We start from the raw sequence: 19,304 nt of genomic DNA on the forward strand, positions 1-19,304 counted from the left end.
CCGGGGGCGTACCCGTGCCGAAAACTGTCTATCCCCACCAGAGCACGGCCCCCGGTCTCGTCCTGTCCCTCGTACACCTTCTTCCGTTCCCGTCCCGTCCTCACCCTCAGCCTCACCCCCTCCCGCCTTCCGCGCGGCCCCCGCCCCTCGCGGGCCGCTTCCCCGTACCCCGAGCCGAGTTGGAGCGCCCATGCCCCAGCACGTACCTCCCCCCTTGCTCGACGCCGCCGCACGTCCGGGTCAGGGCCCGGCGTCCTCCCGGATCGCCGGGGCCCCCCGACGGATCGTCTTCCTCGCCCACCGCGACCTGGGCAACCCCGCCGCCGGCGGCTCCGAGCTGCTGGTCGACCAACTGGCCCTCGGTCTCACCGAGCAGGGTCACGACGTCACGCTGCTCTGCGGCGGCCAGGCCTCCCGCCGGCCCTACCGGGTCGTCTCGGCGGGCTCCACGCTGGGGCACTACGTCGGCGCGCGGTCCGCGTTCGCCCGGCAGGTCGGCTCGTGCGACCTGCTCGTCGAGGTCTGCAACGGCATGCCGTACCTGGCCCCGCTGTGGCACCGCGGACCGACGGTGTGCCTGGTCAACCATGTGCACACCGACCTGTGGGACATGCGCTTCCCGACGCCGGTGGCCCGTGCCGGGCGCAAGCTCGAACACTGGGCGCTGTCCCGCGCCTACCGCGACCATCTGATGATCGCGGTCTCCCCGTCCACGGCGGGCGCCCTGCGTGAACTCGGCGTACCCGACAGCCGGATCAGGGTGGTGCACAACGGGGTCCAGGAGCCCAGCCCGCAGGGCGACCGCTCCCCCACTCCGCTGTTCGTCGCGCTGGGCCGGCTCGTCGACTACAAGCGCATCGATCTGCTGCTCCAGCTCTGGGAGCGGGTCCGGCCGGTCACCGGCGGCCGGCTCGTCATCGTCGGCGACGGCCCCGAGCGTGCCCGGCTGGAACAACTCGCCGGTCCTGGAGTGGAGTTCGCCGGGCATGTGACCGAGGCCGAGAAGCACCGGCTGCTCTGCGCCTCGTGGATGCTGCTGCACCCGGCGGCCGTCGAGGGCTGGGGGCTCGTCGTCACGGAGGCCGCCGCCCGCTCCACCCCGACCCTGGGATTCGACGTGCCGGGGCTGCGTGACTCCGTCGAGGACGGCGTCACCGGCATCCTCGCCCGCGGCGCGTCCTCCTTCGCTGCCGCCTGGTGCGCGCTGGCGCTGGACGACGAGCGGCGCGAGGCGATGGGGAAAGCGGCCCGCGAACGCGCCGCCGACTACCGGTGGACCTCCAGCGTGCGCCGGTTCGCCGCGGTGGCCGCCGAGGCCACCGGCGGTGTGCCGGCCGGTGCGGCGGGCGGCCCGAAGGCCCCGGCGATGGGCGCGAGCGCGTGAAAGACCCTTCGTTCCGGCGGTCGGCCGCCCTGTTCCGCGCCTTCCTGCGCGAACAGGGCGACCCCGCCACCGCGTACACCCTGCTGGCCCGCGACGCGGCCGACCAGGTCGAACGGCACGGCCCGCTCCGGGACAAGGTCGTCGTGGACATCGGCGGCGGCGACGGCTACTTCACCCGCGAATTCCGGCGGCGCGGCGCGCACAGCTACCTCTTCGAACCGGATCCGGCGGAGATCGGCCCCGGGCAGCGCGCGGACACCGTCGTCGCCGACGGCTATCTGCTGCCGCTCGCCGACGGCGCGGCCGACGTCTGCTTCTCCTCCAACGTGCTGGAGCACGTCGCCGATCCGCACACCTTCCTCAGCGAGATGGCGCGGGTGACCCGCCCCGGCGGCCTCATCTACGTCTCGTACACCAACTGGCTCTCCCCGTGGGGCGGCCATGAGTGGGCGCCCTGGCACTACCTCGGCGCCGACCGCGCCCGGAGCCGCTACGAGCGGCGCACCGGGAAGCCCGCCAAACACCGGCTCGGCGAGAACCTCTTCAAGATCGGCGTCGGCGAGACCCTGAGCCATGTCCGGAGCCGCTCCGACGTGGCCGTGGTCTCCGCACGGTCGCGCTACTGGCCCGTCCTTCCCCAGCTCGTGCCGCGGATCCCCGTCCTCCGGGAGTTCGCCACCTGGAACCTCCTCCTCATTCTCCGGCGGTGTTCATGACCAGCGCTGTCCTCCCACCCCGGTCCACGGCCCCGGACGGCGCGGATCCCGTGCCGCCCGGCTCCGCCGATGGCCCGCCCCCGCCCCGTTCCCGTCGGTGGCTGCTGGGCTTCTGGGCCGCCGTGTTCGCGGCGTTCCTCGCGGTGTCGCCGGGACGGATGACGTTCGACACCAAGCTCGGCGTCGTCGTGGACCCCTGGCGCTTCCTGGGCGACCTGGGCGAGCTGTGGCACAGCCGCGCCGGGTTCGGCGGGATCGCCGACCAGTACGTGGGCTACGCCATCCCGATGCTGCCGTACTACGGGGCCGCCGACCTGCTGCACGTACCGGTGTGGCTCGCGGAGCGGCTGTGGCTGTCGCTGATCGTGGCGACGGCGTTCTGGGGTGCGCTCCGGCTGGCGGAGCGGCTGCGCGTCGGCGCTCCGGCGACCCGCCTGCTGGGCGCGGTGGCGTACGCGCTGTGGCCGACGTACACGATCGTCGTGGGCTCGACCTCGGCGGCGGCCCTGCCGGGTGCGTTGCTGCCGTGGGTGCTGCTGCCGCTGACCGACCAGCGGCTGACGCCGCGGGTGGCGGCGGCCCGCTCCGCGCTGCTGATCCCGCTGATGGGCGGCGTCAACGCGGCCTCGACGCTGGCCTCGCTGCTGCCGGTGGGACTGTACCTGCTGTCCCGGCCGGGCGGTCCGCGCAAGCGCGCGCTGCTGGCCTGGTGGACTCCGGGCGTGATCCTCGCAACCGCCTGGTGGATCGTTCCGCTGCTGCTGCTCGGGACGTTCGGTGAGAACTTCATGCCGTACGTGGAATCCTCCTACACCACCACGTCGACCATGTCGGCGACGGAGATGCTGCGCGGCGGCGGCAACTGGGTCGGCTACCTGAACTTCGGCGAGGCATGGCTGCCCGCCGGCTGGACCGTCGCCACCGCGACCGTCACCATCCTGGGCTCGGCGCTCGCGGCCGCCCTGGGCCTGGCGGGGCTGGCCCGGCGTGATCTGCCCGAGCGCCGCTGGCTGGTGCTGACCGTGCTGAGCGTCGCGCTGATCACGCTCGCCGGGTACGGCGGTGCGCTGGGCGGGCTGTTCCACGGGACCGTGCAGGACTGGCTGGACGGCTGGCTGGTGCCGTTCCGCAACATCTACAAGTTCCAGACGGGTCTGGCGCTCGCCCTGGCCCTGGGCCTCGCGCATCTGACGGCGGTGGCCTCCGTCGCCGCCGCGGCGCGCGGCGGGCGGAACGCGGCGCGGTTCCGCCGGCTGGCTCCGGTGGTCGCCGCCGTGATCGTGCTGCCGGGTCTGGCCTGGCCGTACGTCAACGGCTCGATCCTGCAGCCGGGTTCGTTCCAGAAGCTGCCCACGTACTGGGAGACCACCGGGGAGTGGCTGGAGAAGAACGCGCCCGAGGACCGTGCCCTGGTGGTCCCCGCGACCGCGCACGGCATCTACACCTGGGGCTCCCCCATCGACCAGCCGCTCGACGTCCTGGCGAACTCGCCGTGGGGTCAGCGGGATTACGTGCCGTTCGGCACGCCGGGCAACCGGCGCGCGATGGACGCGGTCGAGCAGGCCCTGACGACCGGCGGCGAGGTCCCCGGTCTGAGCGCGTTCCTGAACCGGGCAGGGCTGCACCATGTGGTGGTCCGCAACGACCTGGACCCCGACCAGTTGGGGTACGTGCCGACGACCACGGTGAAGCGCACGCTGGAGGCGTCCGGGTACCGGCGCGTCACCGGCTTCGGCCCCGTGATGACCGGCGGCCGGATCGCGGCGGACACCCCCGTGCAGGTCGAGGGGCTCTACCCCCGGCAGCGGGCCGTGGAGATCTACGAGCCGCCCGCCGGGACGGAGCGTCCCGGCCGCGCGGGCACGGCCCCGGTGGCCTCGACGGCCGTCGTGAGCGGCGGGCCCGAGTCCCTGCTCCCGCTGTCGGCGAGCGGGGCACTGCAGGGCCGGCCGGCCGTGCTGGCCGGTGACGCGCACCCCGGTCTGGAGCGGCCGTCGCTGTACGCGGCGGGCGACGGGCTGCGGCGCGCCGACACCCGGTTCGGGCTGGTCAACTCGAACACCTCGTACACGTACACCGCCGACGAGCGCAACGCCGTGGACGCGGCGCAGGACCCGGACCGCGAGCCCCGGCAGATCCTGCCGTCGACCGGTACGGAGCACCAGACGACCGCCGTGCTGCGGGGTGCGAAGAAGGTCAGCGCCTCCTCAGTGGGGAACTGGCTGTTCCACCTGCCGCAGTACGACCCGGTCAACGCCTTCGACGGGAACCCGGAGACCGGGTGGGCCGAAGGGTCTCCCGGCTCGCCCGAGAACGAGTGGGTGCGGATCGACTTCACCGGGCCCACGGACATCCCCGGCTCGCTCCAGGTGACGCCGCTGCCGAGCGGCAGCGTGCGGGCCGCGCCGACCGTCGTCCGGGTCGAGACCGAGCGGGGCTCCAAGGACAGCCCGCTGCGGACCGACGGTTCGGCGCAGACGGTGGCCGCGCCCGCCGGGCAGGCGTCGTGGCTGAAGGTGACGATCCTGGAGTCCCAGCAGGGGCGTCCCGGTCTGACCGGCGCCGGGTTCACCGACATCACGATCCCCGGGGTCCAGGTGACCCGGATGCTGGAGCTGCCGTCCGACGCACCGCGTGAGGGCGCCGACTCCACCGTCTACTCGCTGCGTCGGGGAAGCGACCCGGGCGGGCTGTCGTCGGTGGCGGCCGAGGTCGGCCTGCACCGGCAGTTCACCCCGCGGGAGCCGGGCGCGTACCAGGTGTCCGCGAGCGCGGTCCCGGTGCCCGGCGACGCCCTGGACAAGCTGCTGTTCGAGCTGACGGGCGAGCGGGAGCGGATCGAGGTGAGCGCCGACTCCACGGCGCGGCTGGGCACCAACCTCAGTCCGCGCAACCTGACCGACGGCGACCTGACCACGGCCTGGATCGCGGGCGAACGCCCCGTACTGCATCTTTCCTGGCCGGAGAAGAAGGAGGTCGGGGAGATCGTCTTCGCCGCGGCCGGCGGTCTGTCCACCCGTCCCGAGCAGGTGCAGATCACCTCCCCGGACGGCACGGCGGTGGCCGCCGTGGACGAGAACGGCATGGCCCGCTTCTCCCCGATCAAGACCGACCGGCTGGACATCACGATCTCCCGGCAGGCTCCGCTGACCGTCCACAACCCGGTGGCCGACGACCGGTTGCAGTTGCCGGTCGGTCTCAGCGAGGTCTACATCCCGGCCCTGGAGGAGTACCGCACGCCGCAGCCGAAGCCGGAGAAGACCTTCACCCTGGCCTGCGGCAAGGGCCCGGTGCTCTCGGTCGGCGGTACGTTCCTGGAGACCCGCGCCGAGGGGCGGGTGCGGGATCTGACGCAGCGCCGTCCCATCGAGGTGACGCCGTGCACGAAGGACGGCACGGTGGAGCTGGCCGCCTCGTCCACCACCGTCGAGGCCGGGGACGCGGGTCCGCTCGTCATCACCGACGTCACGCTGGGCAACGGCACGTCCGAGGCCGGGGCGGGCACGTCCCGGTCGGTGGAGGTCGAGCAGGGCGACGGCGACCGGCGCACGATCTCCGTCGGCGCGGGCGAGGCGTCCTATCTCCAGATCCACGAGAACCACAACAAGGGCTGGAAGGCCACGCTGGACGGCGAGGAGCTGACGCCGCTGCGGATCGACGGCTGGCAGCAGGCGTTCCTGGTCCCGGAGGGCGAGGGCGGCACGGTCACTCTGGAGTACGAGCCGGCCCGGATCTACCAGGTGGGTCTGATCGGTGCGGGGGCGCTGCTCCTGGTGCTGGCGGGGCTCGCCCTCGGGCGGCGGCGGGGAGCCGATCCGCACCCGGCCGAGGAACAGCCCGTCCCGCCGGGTCCCGGCCTGGTCCTCGGCACGGTGGCGCTCACCCTGGTGGGCGTCGTGATCGCGGGACCCCTCGCCCTGGCGGTGCCGGTCCTCGCCGTACTCGCCCATCTCCGGCCGAAGCTGCTCGCGCCGGTCGCGTTCGCGGCGATGGCCGCCGCGGGTGTGGTCGCGGCGGTGGGAACCGGGGAGACCACGGCGGCGGACGAGGGCGCGTTCAGTGCGACGGCCCAACTCCTGGCGCTGGTCGGCCTGTTCGCCGCCCTGGTCACGGCCGGGCGTGGACCGCTCGGCAAGCGGGCCGCCGGGGGCCGGGGGGTGGCCTCGCCCGCCGCGACGGGCGAGGATGCCCCCACGGTTCCGGCACAGGCGGCTGCCTCCGGACGGACGGTCTCCACCGACCCGAAGCGTCCGCAGGGCACCCCGCCGCCCGCTCCGGGCGGCGGGCACGGATACGGGTCCACGACGGACGCCGGGAACGCGTCGAGGCCGGGCGGCGGACACGCCGGTGACGCGCCGGCGCAGCAGTCCGGCGGCGAGCGGCCGCCGCACCGTCCCGGAGGGAGCGCCTGATGGCGACCACGCAACACCCTCGGGCCCGGGGCGGCGCGCCCCGGCCCGGGGCGCCGGACCGGGTACCGTTCCCGGTCGTCGACGAGGTGGCCCGGCACTGCGCCCGGGACTCCGAGCCGAACACGGTGCACATCGAGATCCATCTGCCGGGCCCGGTGGACGGGGCGCGGCTACGGGCGGCGTTCGCCGAGGCGCTCGCCCGGCATCCGCGGGCGCTGATGCGGGAGCGGCCCCGCGGTCCCTTCGCCCGGCGCTACGAGTGGGAGCTGACCGGCAGCGCCGACGTGGAACCGGTCTCCTTCCCGCCGTCCGCGCCCGGTGCGCTGGACCGGGCGCGGAGGCGGGCGCTGGAGGTGGCCCCGCCGCTGACGGTGTCACCGCCGCTGCGGCTGGAGGTGGTCCGCGAGCCGGGGAGGGACGGCTGCGTGCTGGTGTTCGCCCTCCACCACACCGCTCTCGACGGCCCGGCGTGCATGCGGCTGGCGGCGACGACCGCCGAGGTCTACGGCGCGCACCGCGCCCCGGCCGTGCCCGCCCCGGCACGCCCGGCGTCCGAGCCGCCCGCCGGGGAGTCCCCGGCGGCGCCGCTGGCGCGTCCCGCCCGGATCGCGGCGGGTTCGCCGGGCCCCGGAGCGGCGGCGGGCAACTCCCTGCTGCTCGCCGAACTCCCGGTGCCCCGGCGGGAGTCCGGGGCGCCGTACACGGTGAACGACCAGCTGATGGTGGCGACCGCGCTGACCGTGGCCGACTGGAACCGGACGCAGGGCGCGCCGGGGGCCGACCGCCGGCCGCTGCGGATCACCATGCCGGTCGACGACCGGCCCCGCGGGCCCGAGATGCCGATCGGGAACGGCACGCGGCTGGTGGAGGTCGGCTTCGGCGCGGCCGAGCTGCTGCCCGGCACGGACGTCACCGCCCTGCTGCGGACGACCGCGGAGCGCACGCGGGCACTCAAGGCGGTCCGGCGGCCCCCGCTGGGGCGTTCCGCCTCCCTGCTGACCACGCCGGTGCTGCCGGTGGCCGCCCGTGCCGCCGCCACCCGCGGGCTGCGGGTGCTGGCGGGGCCATGGACCTCGACGACGCTGCTGAGCAACATCGGCCGGCTCCCGTACCCGCTGGACTTCGGGGAGGCGGGGCGGGCCACGGCCGTGTGGTTCTCCGCGCCCGCCCGGATGCCCCGCGGGCTGACCTTCACCACCGCGTCCACCGGCGGGCGGCTGCATCTGGCGCTGCGCTGGTCGCGCACCCTGCTGGGGGACGAGGACGGCGTGCGGTTGCGCGAGCTGTTCACCCGGCACCTGGCCTCGACGTCCTCGGAGACCGCATGACCGACACCACCACTCCCCCGCCCGGACTGCGGGACTTCTACGAGAACCCGTCCGTCCCCGTCGCCTCGGGCGACGGGCGCACCCTGCGGCAGGCCCGGCTGCTGGCCGAGGCGCTGGGTACGCCGGGGCAGGTGATCCTGGACATCGGGTGCGGCGACGGTACGGCGGCGGCCACGGCGGCCCCGATCCTCGCCGGACACCGGCTGATCGGGGTCGACTGGTCGCAGGACGCGCTGCGCCGGGCCCGGCCCCGGATGGGCGCGGTGGTACGTGGCGAGCTGGAGCACGGCGGGCTGCCGCTGGCCGGCGGTTGCGCGGACGCGGTGCTGTTCAGCGAGATCCTGGAGCATCTGGTCGACCCGGACCAGGCGCTGGACGAGCTGCGGCGGGTCCTGCGGCCGGGTGGCCATCTGATGCTGTCCACCCCGAACCTGGCGGCCTGGTACAACCGGGGGCTGCTGCTCGCCGGGGTGCAGCCGGTGTTCTCGGAGGTCAGTCTGCGCGGGATCCACGGCCGCCCCGGTTCGGAGGTGGTCGGGCATCTGCGGCTGTACACGGCCCGTGCGCTGCGCTCGTTCCTGAAGGCGTCCGGTTTCACCGACGTGACGATCAAGGGCGCCCCCTTCCACGGGGTGCCGCGTCCGCTGAGGCTGCTGGACCGGGCGGCGTGCGCGGTGCCGGGCACGGCCTCCATCCTGCTGGCCCACGCGCGGCGGAGGTAGCCGCATGTGGTGGGGCGTCGGCGCGGCGCTGGTCGCCAACGCGCTGTACAGCGTGGGGTTCGTGGTGGAGAAACGGGCGCTGGGGTCACTTCCCGCGCTGTCGGCCGACCGGCCGCTGCACGTGATCCGGGTGCTGGCGACCAGTCCGCTGTGGATCGTCGGCGCGCTGGCGCTGGCGGCCGGGTTCGGGGCGCAGCTGGTCGTCTACCGGGCGCTGCCGATCGCGGCGGCGCAGGGCATCTTCGTCTCCGGCCTGGTGCTGCTCCTGCTGCTGTCGTCGGCGGTGCTGGGCGAGGAGTCGACGGGCCGCGAACGCTACGCGCTCGGCGGGGTCCTGGTCGCGCTGCTGATGGTGGTGGCCTCGGTGCGCGAGGGCGAGGACGTGGTGAGCGGCGGCGCGCCCTGGGCGCTGGTGCTGCTGGTCTGCGTGCCCGCGCTGGCGGCGGGCGTCTGGCTGTACGTACGGGTGGAGAGCCGGGCGGCCAAGCGGCACCGGGTCCCGACCAGCGGCATCGGGTACGGGGTGGCGGTGGGCCTGCTCTACGGGGTCAGCTCACTGGCCATCAAGGGCACCTCCAGCCGCCTGACCGGCACCGATCCGGGAGAGGTCGCGCTGTCGCTCCTGGGTTCCCCGTACCCGTACCTGCTGCTGTTCACCGCGGTGGTCGGCCTCGTCATGTCCCAGACGGCGCTGCAGCGCTGCCGGGCCTCCCTCATCGTGCCGGTGTGCACCACGGTGACCTGCCTGTTCACCGCGGTCCTCGGGACGCTCGCGTTCGGCGAGTCGCTTCCCGACGATCCGCTGCTGCTGGCGCTGCGGGTGGGCGGAACGGCGCTCGCGCTCTCCGTCCTGCTGGCCATGCCGCGCCACGACCCGCAGCCCGCCGTCCCCGCCTGACCCCCGACCACCGCCCGCCCGTTCTCCGTTCCCACCGACACCGAGGAGCTTTCGATGACCCCTGACGACCCCCTGCTCGCCCTGCTGGCCTGTCCGCTCGACAAGGGCCCGCTGTCGCTGCTGCCCGAGGACGAGGGCGAGGGCGAGGCGCTGTACAACCCCCGGCTGCGGCTGAGCTACCCGATCGTCGACGGCATTCCGCAACTGCTGCCCTCGTCGGGGCGGAAGGTTTCGGCGGACGACCATGAGCGCCTGCTCACCCGGATCGAGGTCTCGGCCACGTGACCACGTTCGCCGCGGCGGTGGCGTCCCGGCTCCCCGGGAACCTGGTCGGCTCGGCCGCCGTCGCCCTGTATCCGCGCTTCGAGCCCGAGCTGCGGCGGCTCGCGGACTTCTGCCCGCCGCACGGGGTCGCTCTCGACATCGGTGGCTGGTACGGGCCCTGGTCGCGGCGGCTGGCCGCCCGCTGCGAGCGGGTGGTGACCGTCGAGCCGGTGCCGCATCTGGCCGAGTACCTGCGCCGGACCCTGCCGTCGAACGCGCGGGTGGTCCAGGGCGCGGCGACCGACCGGGAGGGCACGGCGCGGCTGTGGTTCCCGGAAGGGGACCAGGGCGACCGGGGAGTGTCGTCGCTGGCCCGCCGCGACATCCACGCGCACTGCCTGGAGGTGCCGTCGATCACGGTCGACGGGCTCGGGCTGCGCGGGGTCGGCTTCGTGAAGATGGACGTCGACGGGGGCGAGCGGGCGGCGCTCCTCGGTGCGGCGGAGCTGCTGCACCGGGACCGCCCGGCGCTGCTCGTCGAGCTGGAGAGCCGGCTGGGTCCGATCGCCCCCGTGATCGAGCTGCTGGCCGACCAGGGGTACGCGGGCTGGCTCCTGACGGGCCGGCGCTGGTTTCGGCTCGACGGGCTCGACCTGGTGGCCCATCAGGCGCGGACCGAGCACCTGGTGCACCGGGGCCTGTTGCGCCGGGCGTTCGTCCCGCACCGCGAGCGGTACCTCAACTCGGTGCTCTTCCTGCCGGACGGCCGGACTCCGGGCGCGGCCTGACGGCGGGCGCGGCCTGACGGCGTGGGCCCCGGCGGACCCGCGCCTGCCCGGACGCCCCGACTGGCCCGTCAGTCCTGCTGTGCCTCCTCGGCGTTGCGCCAGATCGTCAGATCGACGGTGATGTAGCGGCTGGGATCGTCGTCGCCGGACTTGCCGCGGTAGGTCAGCACGGCGATGTGGCCCGCCTTGCTGAGCACACAGACCTGCGAGCCCTGCGTCAGCTGGTCGAGACCGACCTTTTCCGTGAAGCGGGTCTCCTGGCGGCAGACCTCCAGGGAGCCCTTCTGGGAGTTCTTCAGGACGACGAGCTTCCCGTTGGCGGTGCCCACCTGCTCGTCGCCGAAGACGTTGTCCCGGTAGAAGTAGAAGTCGCCGTCACCGTAGATGACGCCGCTGCCCGTGTTCTCCTTCGGGCGGGGCGGGTTGTCGGCGAGCATCAGTTCGTAGCTCGCCGTCACGTCGATGCCCTTGTACGAGAGGGGCCGGGGGTCGACCGGCTTCTTGCGGGCCTGGTCCACCGACCCGTCGCCGCGTGAGCCACTGCCGGAGGACGCGGTGGTGCGGTCGCCCTTGCGGGAGGTGGCGGAATCGTCCGGCACCAGCGCCCCGATGACGCCGAGGACGACCAGCGCGCCCACGACCGACGCGGCGACGACCAGGCCGGGCCGCTTGCGGGGTGGCGCGGCGGGCGGGAACCCTCCGGTCCCGCCCCAGCCCGGCCGGGGGACGCCGGGCTGGGCGAATCCCTGGGGGACGGGCTGGACGAACCCCTGCTGGGGGTGGGGCTGCGGGGTGGCATGGCCGGGGTGGGTGTTCTGCTGCCAGGGACCGGGCGGCACCGCCCCCGGCGCGACCGGTCCGGTCCGGGTGGGGGCGGCCGCCACGGCGTGACCGGCCGGGGTGTGCGGGTGGGCCGCCCCCTGGGGCGCCGGGGAGAACTGCGTGGGCGTCGGCGGGGCGGCGGGCTGCGGCGGCGGGGTCGGGGCGGGCGCGGGGAGCCGGTGCCGTTCGGTGATGGAGCCGGCGACCGCCTGCGGGAGCCAGTCCTCGCCCTGGCGCAACGGTTCGGGCGAGATCTCGTGGCACATCCGGATGACGTCGGCCAGCGCGGGGCGGTCGGCGGGGTCGCGGCTGAGGCAGCGGGTGACCAGGGGGCGGAGTTCGGCGGGCAGCCGGCTGAGGTCGGGGTCCTCGTGCACGATCCGGTAGAGGACGGCGTGCGAGGGACCGTCGCCGAACGCGGGCGCGCCGATCGCGGCGTAGGCGGCGATCTGCCCGAGGGCGAAGACGTCCGTGGCCGGGGTGACGGTGCCGACAGCCGCCTGTTCCGGCGACATGAACGCCGGGGTGCCGACACTGACGCCGGTGCCGGTCAGGGCGGTCGAGTCTGCGGCGCGGGCGATGCCGAAGTCGATCACGCGCGGCCCGTCCGAGGCCAGGAGCACGTTCGCCGGCTTCAGGTCGCGGTGGACGATGCCCGCGCCGTGGATGACGGTGAGCGCCTCGGCCACCCCGACGGTCAGCAACAGCACACTGCGCAGCGGCAGTCCGCCGTGCCGGGCCACCGCGTGCGCGAGCGAGGGGCCCGGCACGTAGGCGGCGGCCAGCCACGGCTGCGGGCCCTCGGTGTCCGAGTCGATGACCGGTGCGGTGTACAGGCCCTGCACCCGCTGCGCGGACCGCACCTCCTGCTGGAAGCGCCGCCGGAACTCCGGGTCCCCGCTGAACTCCGGCCGGATCACCTTGATCGCAAGAGGCCGGCCGCCCGGCGGGTCCGGGGCTGGCCACGTCGCAGGCGTACCGCGGGGCGTGCCGTCGCGCGCGCCCCGGACGGCCGGCCTTGCCGCACCCCGGCGCCGGGTCCATGCTGGTGCCATGGGTGACCAGGCCGGCCCCGAGCCGTCGGTGTCCGTGCGGCAGGATCTCCGGTTGCTGGAGGCGGCGGGGGCGCATCCGGGTGGCGCGTCCGTGCGGCGGCTCGCCCGCGAGGCCGGACTGCCGGAGGCCACCGGCCGCCGCCTCCTGCACGAGCTGGCGCGGGACGGCTATGTGCGGGAGCTGGAGGACGGCGCGTTCACCCTCCGTACGGGGGATCCGCGCGATCACGCCGCCGTGGGCGGCCTGGCAGCGGACACGGGGCTCCGCCCCTTGATGTCCTCGCTGCGCGACAGCCTCTCCGCCGCCGTCTATCTCACGCTGTACGAGGGGGGCGAGATCCGGGTCCTGGAGATCGTCGACGGGCCGCGAGCTCCTCGGGTGGACCTGCGGGTGGCCTTCCAGGACGCCGGGCACGCCACCGCGCTCGGCAAGAGCGTGTTGCGGGAACTGGACGAGGACGCGCGCGCGGGCTTCCTCTCCCGGCATGCTCTGACCGGTCTGACCCCCCGCACGATCACGCACCGGGAGGAACTGCTGCACCGGCTCGACGCCGATTCCGCGGGGCCGCTCTCGCTGGACCGGGGGGAGTACGCGCTGGGCACGACGTGCGCGGCGGTACCCGTGTACAGCGGAGACCTGGTCGGTTCGATCGGCGTCTCGTTCCGGTCGGACCGGATGTACCGGACCACCGAGGTCAGGGCCCGGCTGCTGGAGACGGCGCTGCGCGTCACCCGGCGGCTGACGCTTCCGGAGTGCTGACGCCGCCGTCGCGGAAGCCGCAGCGGAAGCCGTCGCGGAAACGGACGGCTCAGCGGGTGACGATGCCGGCGACCAGGTTGATCGTGGTGGCCAGGATGGTGGCGCCGAACACGTACGACAGCAGGCAGTGCCGCAGGGCGACCGCGCGGATCTCGGAGGTGGCGACGTCCGTGTCGGAGACCTGGTAGGTCATGCCCAGGTTGTAGCTGAAGTAGAGGAAGTCGATGTAGCGCGGCGGTTCCTCCGTGTTGAAGTCGATCCCGCCGCCACCGGGCGTCCGGTAGTAGATGTACGCGTAGCGGGCGGCGTACATCAGATGGAGGGCCGCCCAGGACATGAACACGCCGCAGAAGGCCAGGGCGGCCGCCGCGTGGCTCAGATCGGTGTTGCCGATCAGGAGCAGCAGGACGATGCCGACCAGACCGGACAGGGCGGCCGTGACGACGACGAGTTCCTCGGCGACGGGCCGGAACTCCTCGCGCCGGGCGTTGGTCCGGGTGGCGGCGGCCCCCATGGGCCACAGGACCAGCCAGCCGGCGACGACGAAGAGGGTGTCCGTGGCGGCGATGCCGACATGGATACCCAGCGCGGTGTTGCCCACCAGGGCGCCGACCAGCACCCCGGCGGCGGCTCCGACCAGCACGGAGCCCGCCAGCCGGGGGACGGCGGGGAGAAGGATCCGACGGTATGTGTTCATGGGGCCTCACGTGGCTGCCCGGCGAGCCTGAGCCGTGTTCCGCGGGAACTCCCCGCGGCCGGGGCCGGGCCCTGTCAGCGTATGCGCGGGTGGTCCGGGCCGCAGTTCGGCGGAGGGCGGGGACGATCACGGCACGGTGCTGTCCCGAGCCGCGATCCCGCACGGCCGGGGCGATTCCCGGTGGCTCCGGAACGGTAGCGGGGGGCGGTTGCGCCCGGCTCGGGGCACGGCGACCGGGCCTCCGGGAACGGACCGGCACGGGGCTCACGAGGACTGGCAGCCGGGGATCACCCGGCATAGCCTGCCCGGAAGGACCCGTTTCGCTCCATCATGCCCAGCGGGCCCCCGTCCCCGCCGGTGAAAGGCTGGAAGTGTCGTGAGCACCGACCATGCTGCACAGGAGTCCCCCGATCCCCCAGAGCCCCACACGTCCCTGGAGCCCTCGGTCGGGTCCGTTCCCGAGGCCGCTCCACGGGTCCGGCCCTACCGCCACCCCGCCGCGGGCTGGGGAGCGGCGAAGAGCGTCACCCGCGTCCTGGTGGAGGAGCGCGAACTGGTGGACGGCCCACGGGCCATCATGCGGATGAACCACGAGGACGGCGGATTCGACTGCCCCGGCTGCGCGTGGCCGGACGACACCAAGGGCCTGCGCCTGGACATCTGCGAGAACGGCATCAAGCACGTCACGTGGGAGATGACCCGCAAGCGCGTGGGCCGCGAGTTCTTCGCCGCGCACTCGGTGACCGAGCTGGCCGGGTGGAGCGACCACGACCTGGAGGACCAGGGGCGGCTGACCGAGCCGATGGTGTACGACCCGGAGTCCGACCACTACGTCCCGATCAGCTGGAAGGAGGCGTTCGAGGTGGTCGGAGCCGCTCTGCGCGGACTCGACGACCCGAACCGCGCGTCGTTCTACACCTCCGGCCGACTGGGCAACGAGGCGACCTTCCTGTACCAGCTGATGGCCCGCGAGCTCGGCACGAACAATCTGCCGGACTGCTCCAACATGTGCCACGAGGCCAGCGGACGCGCCCTCCAGGCGTCCCTCGGCACCGGGAAGGGGACGGTCGACCTCAAGGACTGGGAGTCCGCCGACGCCCTGTTCATCATGGGCGTCAACGCCGCGTCGAACGCGCCCCGGATGCTCACCGCGCTCGCCGAGGCCATGCGCCGAGGCGCTCAGATCGTGCATGTGAACCCGCTGGTGGAAGCAGCGGCAACCCGCACCATCGTGCCGCACGAGTTCCTGGACATGGCCCTGTTCAAGTCCACCCGGACCAGCACGCTCAACCTCCAGCCGCGCATCGGCGGCGACATGGCGCTGCTGCGCGGTATGGCCAAGGCGGTTCTGGAGCGGTCGGCGAGCGACCCCAAGGCGCTGGACGCCACGTTCATCGAGCGGCACACCTCCGGCTTCGAGGAGTACCGGGCGCTGTGCGAGGCCACTCCCTGGGAGGAACTGGAACACCAGTCGGGCCTGAGCCGTGCCGACATTCTCGAGGCGGCACAGGTGTACACGGAGGCCGACCGCTCCATCGTGAGCTGGTGCCTGGGCCTCACCCAGCACGAGCACGGCGTCGACACGGTCCGCGAGATCGTCAACCTCCTGCTGCTGCGCGGCAACATCGGGCGGGAGGGCGCGGGCCCCTCCCCCGTACGCGGACACAGCAACGTCCAGGGCAACCGCACCTGCGGCATCGACCACCGTCCCACCGACGCGTTCCTCGACCGGCTCACCGAGGCCTGCGGGATCGACCCGCCCCGTGAACACGGCCTGGACACCGTCCGTACCATCCAGGCGATGCGGGACGGCGAGGTGAAGGTGTTCGTCGCCATGGGCGGCAACTTCGCGCTCGCCGCTCCCGACACCCCGGCCACGTACGCGGCGCTGCGCTCGTGCGATCTCACGGTGCAGGTGAGCACCAAGCTGAACCGCAGCCATGTCGTGCACGGCAAGGCCGCGCTCATCCTGCCGTGCCTGGGCCGCACGGAGAAGGACCACCAGCGCAAGGGGATCCAGAGCACCTCCGTCGAGGACTCGATGAGCATGGTCCACATGTCCGTCGGGATGAAGCGGCCGGCTTCCCCGCACCTGCTGTCCGAACCGGCCATCGTCGCGGGGATGGCGCGCGCCGCCCTGCCGGACAGCGAGACACCCTGGGACTGGTACATCGAGGACTACGACCGCATCCGGGACACGATGGCCGTGGCACTGGACGGGTTCGAGGACTTCAACCGCCGGGTGCGGCTGCCGCTGGGCTTCCGGATCAAGCAGCCCGCCCGCGAACTGATCTTCACGACCCCGTCCGGGCGTGCCGAGTTCTCCTCGGCCGCCCTTCCCGACGTCGTGCCCGAGCCCGGCACGCTGGTGCTGGGCACCATGCGCTCGCACGACCAGTGGAACACCACGATCTACTCGGACGACGACCGCTACCGGGGCGTCAAGAACCTGCGCACGCTGGTCTTCATGAACCGGGCCGACATGCGCGAGCGCGGCATCGCCGACATGGGCACGGTCGACATCACCAGCACCGCCAAGGACGGCAGCCGCCGGTACCTGAACGGCTACACGGCGGTCCCGTACGACATTCCGCGCGGCTGCGCGGCCGGCTACATGCCGGAGATGAACGTGCTGTGCGCGCTGGGCGACTACAGCACCCAGAGCGACCAGCCGATCATGAAGCACGTGAAGGTGACGATCGTCCCGGCGGCCGCCTGACCGCACGCGCGACGGCGGGTCCGGGGCTGGGAAGCCCCGGACCCGCCGTCGTTGCCGTACGGCTCAGCCGGTCGCCTCGGTGCTGCCCGTCGCCGCAGGACCGTCGCTCTCCGCCGTCTCCCGCCCGGACCTGCGGGCCCCGGCGCCGCCTTCGGAGGTCTGCGCGGCCTCCGCGGCGGCCTCGCCCTTGCGGACCGAGCAGTGCAGGGTGTCCTTCTCCACGTCGGCGACGATCGTGTCCCCCGGGTCCGCCTCGCCGCCCAGGAGCAGGGAGGCGACGCGGTTGTCCAGTTCCGTCTGGATCGTGCGGCGCAGCGGGCGGGCGCCGAACTCCGGCTGGTAGCCGTGGGCGACCAGGAGCTTCTTCGCCGCCTCGGTGACCTCCAGCGTCATGCCCTGGGCGTGGACACGGTGCTTGCTGCGGTCCAGCAGGTGGTCCACGATCGTGGACAGGTCGGCCTCGGTGAGGCTGTGGAAGACGATGATGTCGTCGATGCGGTTGAGGAACTCGGGCAGGAACCGGCCGCGGAGGTCCTCCATCAGCTCGTCCTTGAGCTCGGCGGCGTCGCCCTCGTGGGCGAGGATGCGATGCGCGCCGATGTTGGACGTCATGATGACGACGCAGTGGCGGAAGTCGACGGTGCGGCCCTGCCCGTCCGTGAGTCGGCCGTCGTCGAGGATCTGCAGGAGCGTGTTGAAGACGTCCGGGTGGGCCTTCTCGACCTCGTCGAACAGCACCACGCTGTAGGGGTTGCGCCGCACCTTCTCGGTGAGCTGGCCCGCCTCGTCGTAGCCGACGTAACCGGGAGGAGCACCGACGAGCCGGGCGACGGTGTGCTTCTCCTGGAACTCGCTCATGTCGAAGCGGATCATCCGGTCGTCCTGGCCGAACAGCAGCTCGGCCAGCGTCTTGGCCAGCTCCGTCTTGCCGACGCCGGTCGGGCCGAGGAAGAGGAACGAGCCGACGGGCCGGTTCGGGTCGCCCATGCCCGCGCGGTTGCGCCGTACGGCTTCGGAGACCGCGGTGACCGCCTCGTCCTGGCCGACGATCCTGGCGTGCATCTCCTCCTCCAGCTTGAGGAGCTTCTCCTTCTCGCCGGCGGTGAGCTGGGAGACCGGGATGCCGGTGCGGCGGGAGACGATGTCGGCGATGTCGGCGGAGGTGACCGAGACGACGCCCTCGCGGCGCTCCTCGATCCCGGCCAGTTCGCCCTCCACCTCGGCGATCTGCCGCTTCAGCCCGGACGCCTTCTCGAACTCCTCGCCGGCGACGGCCTCGTCCTTCTCGCGCCGCAGTTTGGCGAGGCGGTCCTCCCGGCTGACGACCTCGGTGGAGCGGTTCGCGCTGCGCAGCCGTACGCGGGCCCCGGCCTGGTCCATCAGGTCGATGGCCTTGTCGGGGAGGAAGCGGTCGCTGATGTAGCGGTCGGACAGTTCGGCCGCCGCCGTGAGCGCCCCGTCGGCGAAGCGGACCTGGTGGTGGGCCTCGTAGGCGTCCCGCAGCCCTTCGAGGATCTGCACGGTCTGCTCGACGGTCGGCTCCGGGACCAGGACGGGCTGGAAGCGGCGCTCCAGGGCGGCGTCCTTCTCGATGTGCTTGCGGTACTCGTCGATCGTGGTCGCGCCGACGACGTGCAGTTCGCCGCGGGCGAGGGCGGGCTTGAGCATGTTGCCGGCGTCCATCGAGCCCTCGCCGGTCGCGCCCGCGCCGACGACCGTGTGGAGTTCGTCGATGAAGAGGATGATCTCCCCTTCGGCCTTCTGCACGTCCTCGATGACCTTCTTGAGGCGTTCCTCGAACTGGCCCCGGTACTGGGCGCCTGCCACCATGCCGGAGAGGTCGAGGGAGACCACCCGCTTGTCCTTGAGGGTGTCGGGCACCTCGCCCGCGACGATGCTCTGGGCGAGGCCCTCGACGATCGCGGTCTTGCCGACGCCCGGCTCGCCGATCAGGACCGGGTTGTTCTTGGAGCGCCGCGAGAGGATCTCGATGGTCTGCTCGATCTCCTCGGCCCGCCCGACCACCGGGTCCAGCTTCCCCGCCTTCGCCTCCTCCGTCAGGTCCCTGCCGAACTCGTCCAGGGTCGTCGCCGGCGGCTTCGCGCCCCCGGAGCCGCCGTCCGGGCCGGCCGCCCGGTCCGCCGCACCGCGGAGTCTGTCCACGTCCAGGTCGTCCGAGCCGAGGAGGCGGCCGGCCCCGGAGTCCGCGTCGTCGATCAGCGCGCCGAGGATGTGCTCGGGGCCGATGTAGGACACCCCCGCCGCCTGCGAGCGGGCGTAGGCGGCGGTGAGGGTCCGCTTCGCCGCCGGGGTGAGACCCGGTTCTGCGGAGGGTTCGGCGGACTCGCGGGGCAGCACCTGGTCGAGCTGGGCCGCCAGCGCGTCGGGATCGACCCCGGCACGGGACAGCAGCCCGCGCGAGGGTTCGACCTGGGTCGCCGCCCACAGCAGGTGCTCCGTGTCGAGGTCCGCCGTTCCGTCCTGGGCCGCCTTGCTCGTGGCCCGCCCCAGCAGCTCGTGGGACGAGTCCGTCAGCAGCCGCCCGATCGGCACCCGCTGCACGGCAGGGGGCGACGACGCGGGCGACATCCCGAAGAACCGGTTCAGCAGGTCGCTGAACGGATCGGACGGACCGAAGGGTGAAGAACCGAACGCCATCGACATGCCAGCTCCAGGGGAAAGGGGCAGGGACAGGGCCTCTCTCACTGAAACGCGATGTCAACCACCCCGCAAACGGAG

General features: G+C 73.4%; 13 protein-coding genes. 10 read left to right on the forward strand and 3 right to left on the reverse strand.

Features of this window, described 5'->3' with window-relative positions; genetic code table 11:
- Window positions 1-190 precede the first annotated feature (190 nt).
- The 8 genes from QFZ71_RS01590 to QFZ71_RS01625 are packed head-to-tail and all read left to right on the forward strand — an operon-like array spanning window position 191 to window position 10,512.
- Window positions 191-1,384, forward strand: a complete 1,194-nt coding sequence (locus QFZ71_RS01590) for a glycosyltransferase family 4 protein (RefSeq protein ID WP_307666442.1) — start codon at window positions 191-193, stop codon at window positions 1,382-1,384.
- Window positions 1,381-2,100 (forward strand): class I SAM-dependent methyltransferase, encoded by a 720-nt coding sequence (locus QFZ71_RS01595; protein WP_307666443.1) that lies wholly within the window; start codon window positions 1,381-1,383, stop codon window positions 2,098-2,100. Before QFZ71_RS01590 ends, QFZ71_RS01595 begins: the two co-directional genes overlap by 4 nt.
- Window positions 2,097-6,512 (forward strand): alpha-(1->3)-arabinofuranosyltransferase family protein, encoded by a 4,416-nt coding sequence (locus QFZ71_RS01600; protein WP_307666444.1) that lies wholly within the window; start codon window positions 2,097-2,099, stop codon window positions 6,510-6,512. Before QFZ71_RS01595 ends, QFZ71_RS01600 begins: the two co-directional genes overlap by 4 nt.
- Window positions 6,512-7,840: a condensation protein gene (locus QFZ71_RS01605; RefSeq protein WP_307666445.1), complete on the forward strand. Its 1,329-nt coding sequence runs from the start codon at window positions 6,512-6,514 to the stop codon at window positions 7,838-7,840. The genes QFZ71_RS01600 and QFZ71_RS01605 overlap by 1 nt, the downstream gene beginning before the upstream one ends.
- Window positions 7,837-8,562 carry a methyltransferase domain-containing protein gene (locus QFZ71_RS01610; RefSeq protein ID WP_307666446.1) on the forward strand — a complete coding sequence of 242 codons (726 nt, stop codon included), beginning with the start codon at window positions 7,837-7,839 and terminating at the stop codon, window positions 8,560-8,562. Before QFZ71_RS01605 ends, QFZ71_RS01610 begins: the two co-directional genes overlap by 4 nt.
- A gap of 4 nt (window positions 8,563-8,566) precedes the next feature.
- Window positions 8,567-9,460, forward strand: a complete 894-nt coding sequence (locus QFZ71_RS01615; protein ID WP_307666447.1) for a hypothetical protein — start codon at window positions 8,567-8,569, stop codon at window positions 9,458-9,460.
- A 54-nt stretch (window positions 9,461-9,514) separates the two neighbouring features.
- The gene (locus QFZ71_RS01620) at window positions 9,515-9,745 is read left to right on the forward strand and encodes a Trm112 family protein (protein ID WP_307666448.1); all 231 of its coding nucleotides are present in this window, start codon (window positions 9,515-9,517) and stop codon (window positions 9,743-9,745) included.
- On the forward strand, window positions 9,742-10,512 hold the full coding sequence (locus tag QFZ71_RS01625) for an FkbM family methyltransferase (protein ID WP_307666449.1): 771 nt from the start codon (window positions 9,742-9,744) through the stop codon (window positions 10,510-10,512). The genes QFZ71_RS01620 and QFZ71_RS01625 overlap by 4 nt, the downstream gene beginning before the upstream one ends.
- A gap of 68 nt (window positions 10,513-10,580) precedes the next feature.
- On the opposite strand, the gene QFZ71_RS01630 is transcribed toward QFZ71_RS01625, so the two are convergent.
- The gene (locus QFZ71_RS01630; RefSeq protein ID WP_307666450.1) at window positions 10,581-12,389 is read right to left on the reverse strand and encodes a serine/threonine-protein kinase; all 1,809 of its coding nucleotides are present in this window, start codon (window positions 12,387-12,389) and stop codon (window positions 10,581-10,583) included.
- On the opposite strand from QFZ71_RS01630, the gene QFZ71_RS01635 reads away from it, so the two are divergent.
- The gene (locus QFZ71_RS01635) at window positions 12,388-13,149 is read left to right on the forward strand and encodes an IclR family transcriptional regulator (protein WP_307666451.1); all 762 of its coding nucleotides are present in this window, start codon (window positions 12,388-12,390) and stop codon (window positions 13,147-13,149) included. The two genes, QFZ71_RS01630 and QFZ71_RS01635, sit on opposite strands and share 2 nt — an antisense overlap.
- A gap of 49 nt (window positions 13,150-13,198) precedes the next feature.
- Here QFZ71_RS01635 and QFZ71_RS01640 read toward each other — a convergent pair whose 3' ends face one another.
- Window positions 13,199-13,846: a DUF1345 domain-containing protein gene (locus tag QFZ71_RS01640; RefSeq protein WP_307666452.1), complete on the reverse strand. Its 648-nt coding sequence runs from the start codon at window positions 13,844-13,846 to the stop codon at window positions 13,199-13,201.
- 376 nt (window positions 13,847-14,222) lie between these two features.
- On the opposite strand from QFZ71_RS01640, the gene QFZ71_RS01645 reads away from it, so the two are divergent.
- Entirely contained in the window at window positions 14,223-16,565 is a 2,343-nt protein-coding gene (locus QFZ71_RS01645) for an FdhF/YdeP family oxidoreductase (RefSeq protein ID WP_373465066.1), read from the forward strand.
- A 63-nt stretch (window positions 16,566-16,628) separates the two neighbouring features.
- Here QFZ71_RS01645 and QFZ71_RS01650 read toward each other — a convergent pair whose 3' ends face one another.
- Entirely contained in the window at window positions 16,629-19,229 is a 2,601-nt protein-coding gene (locus tag QFZ71_RS01650; RefSeq protein ID WP_307666453.1) for an ATP-dependent Clp protease ATP-binding subunit, read from the reverse strand.
- Window positions 19,230-19,304: the final 75 nt, after the last annotated feature.

Origin of the sequence: Streptomyces sp. V2I9 (assembly GCF_030817475.1) — a bacterium.
GTDB lineage: Bacteria > Actinomycetota > Actinomycetes > Streptomycetales > Streptomycetaceae > Streptomyces.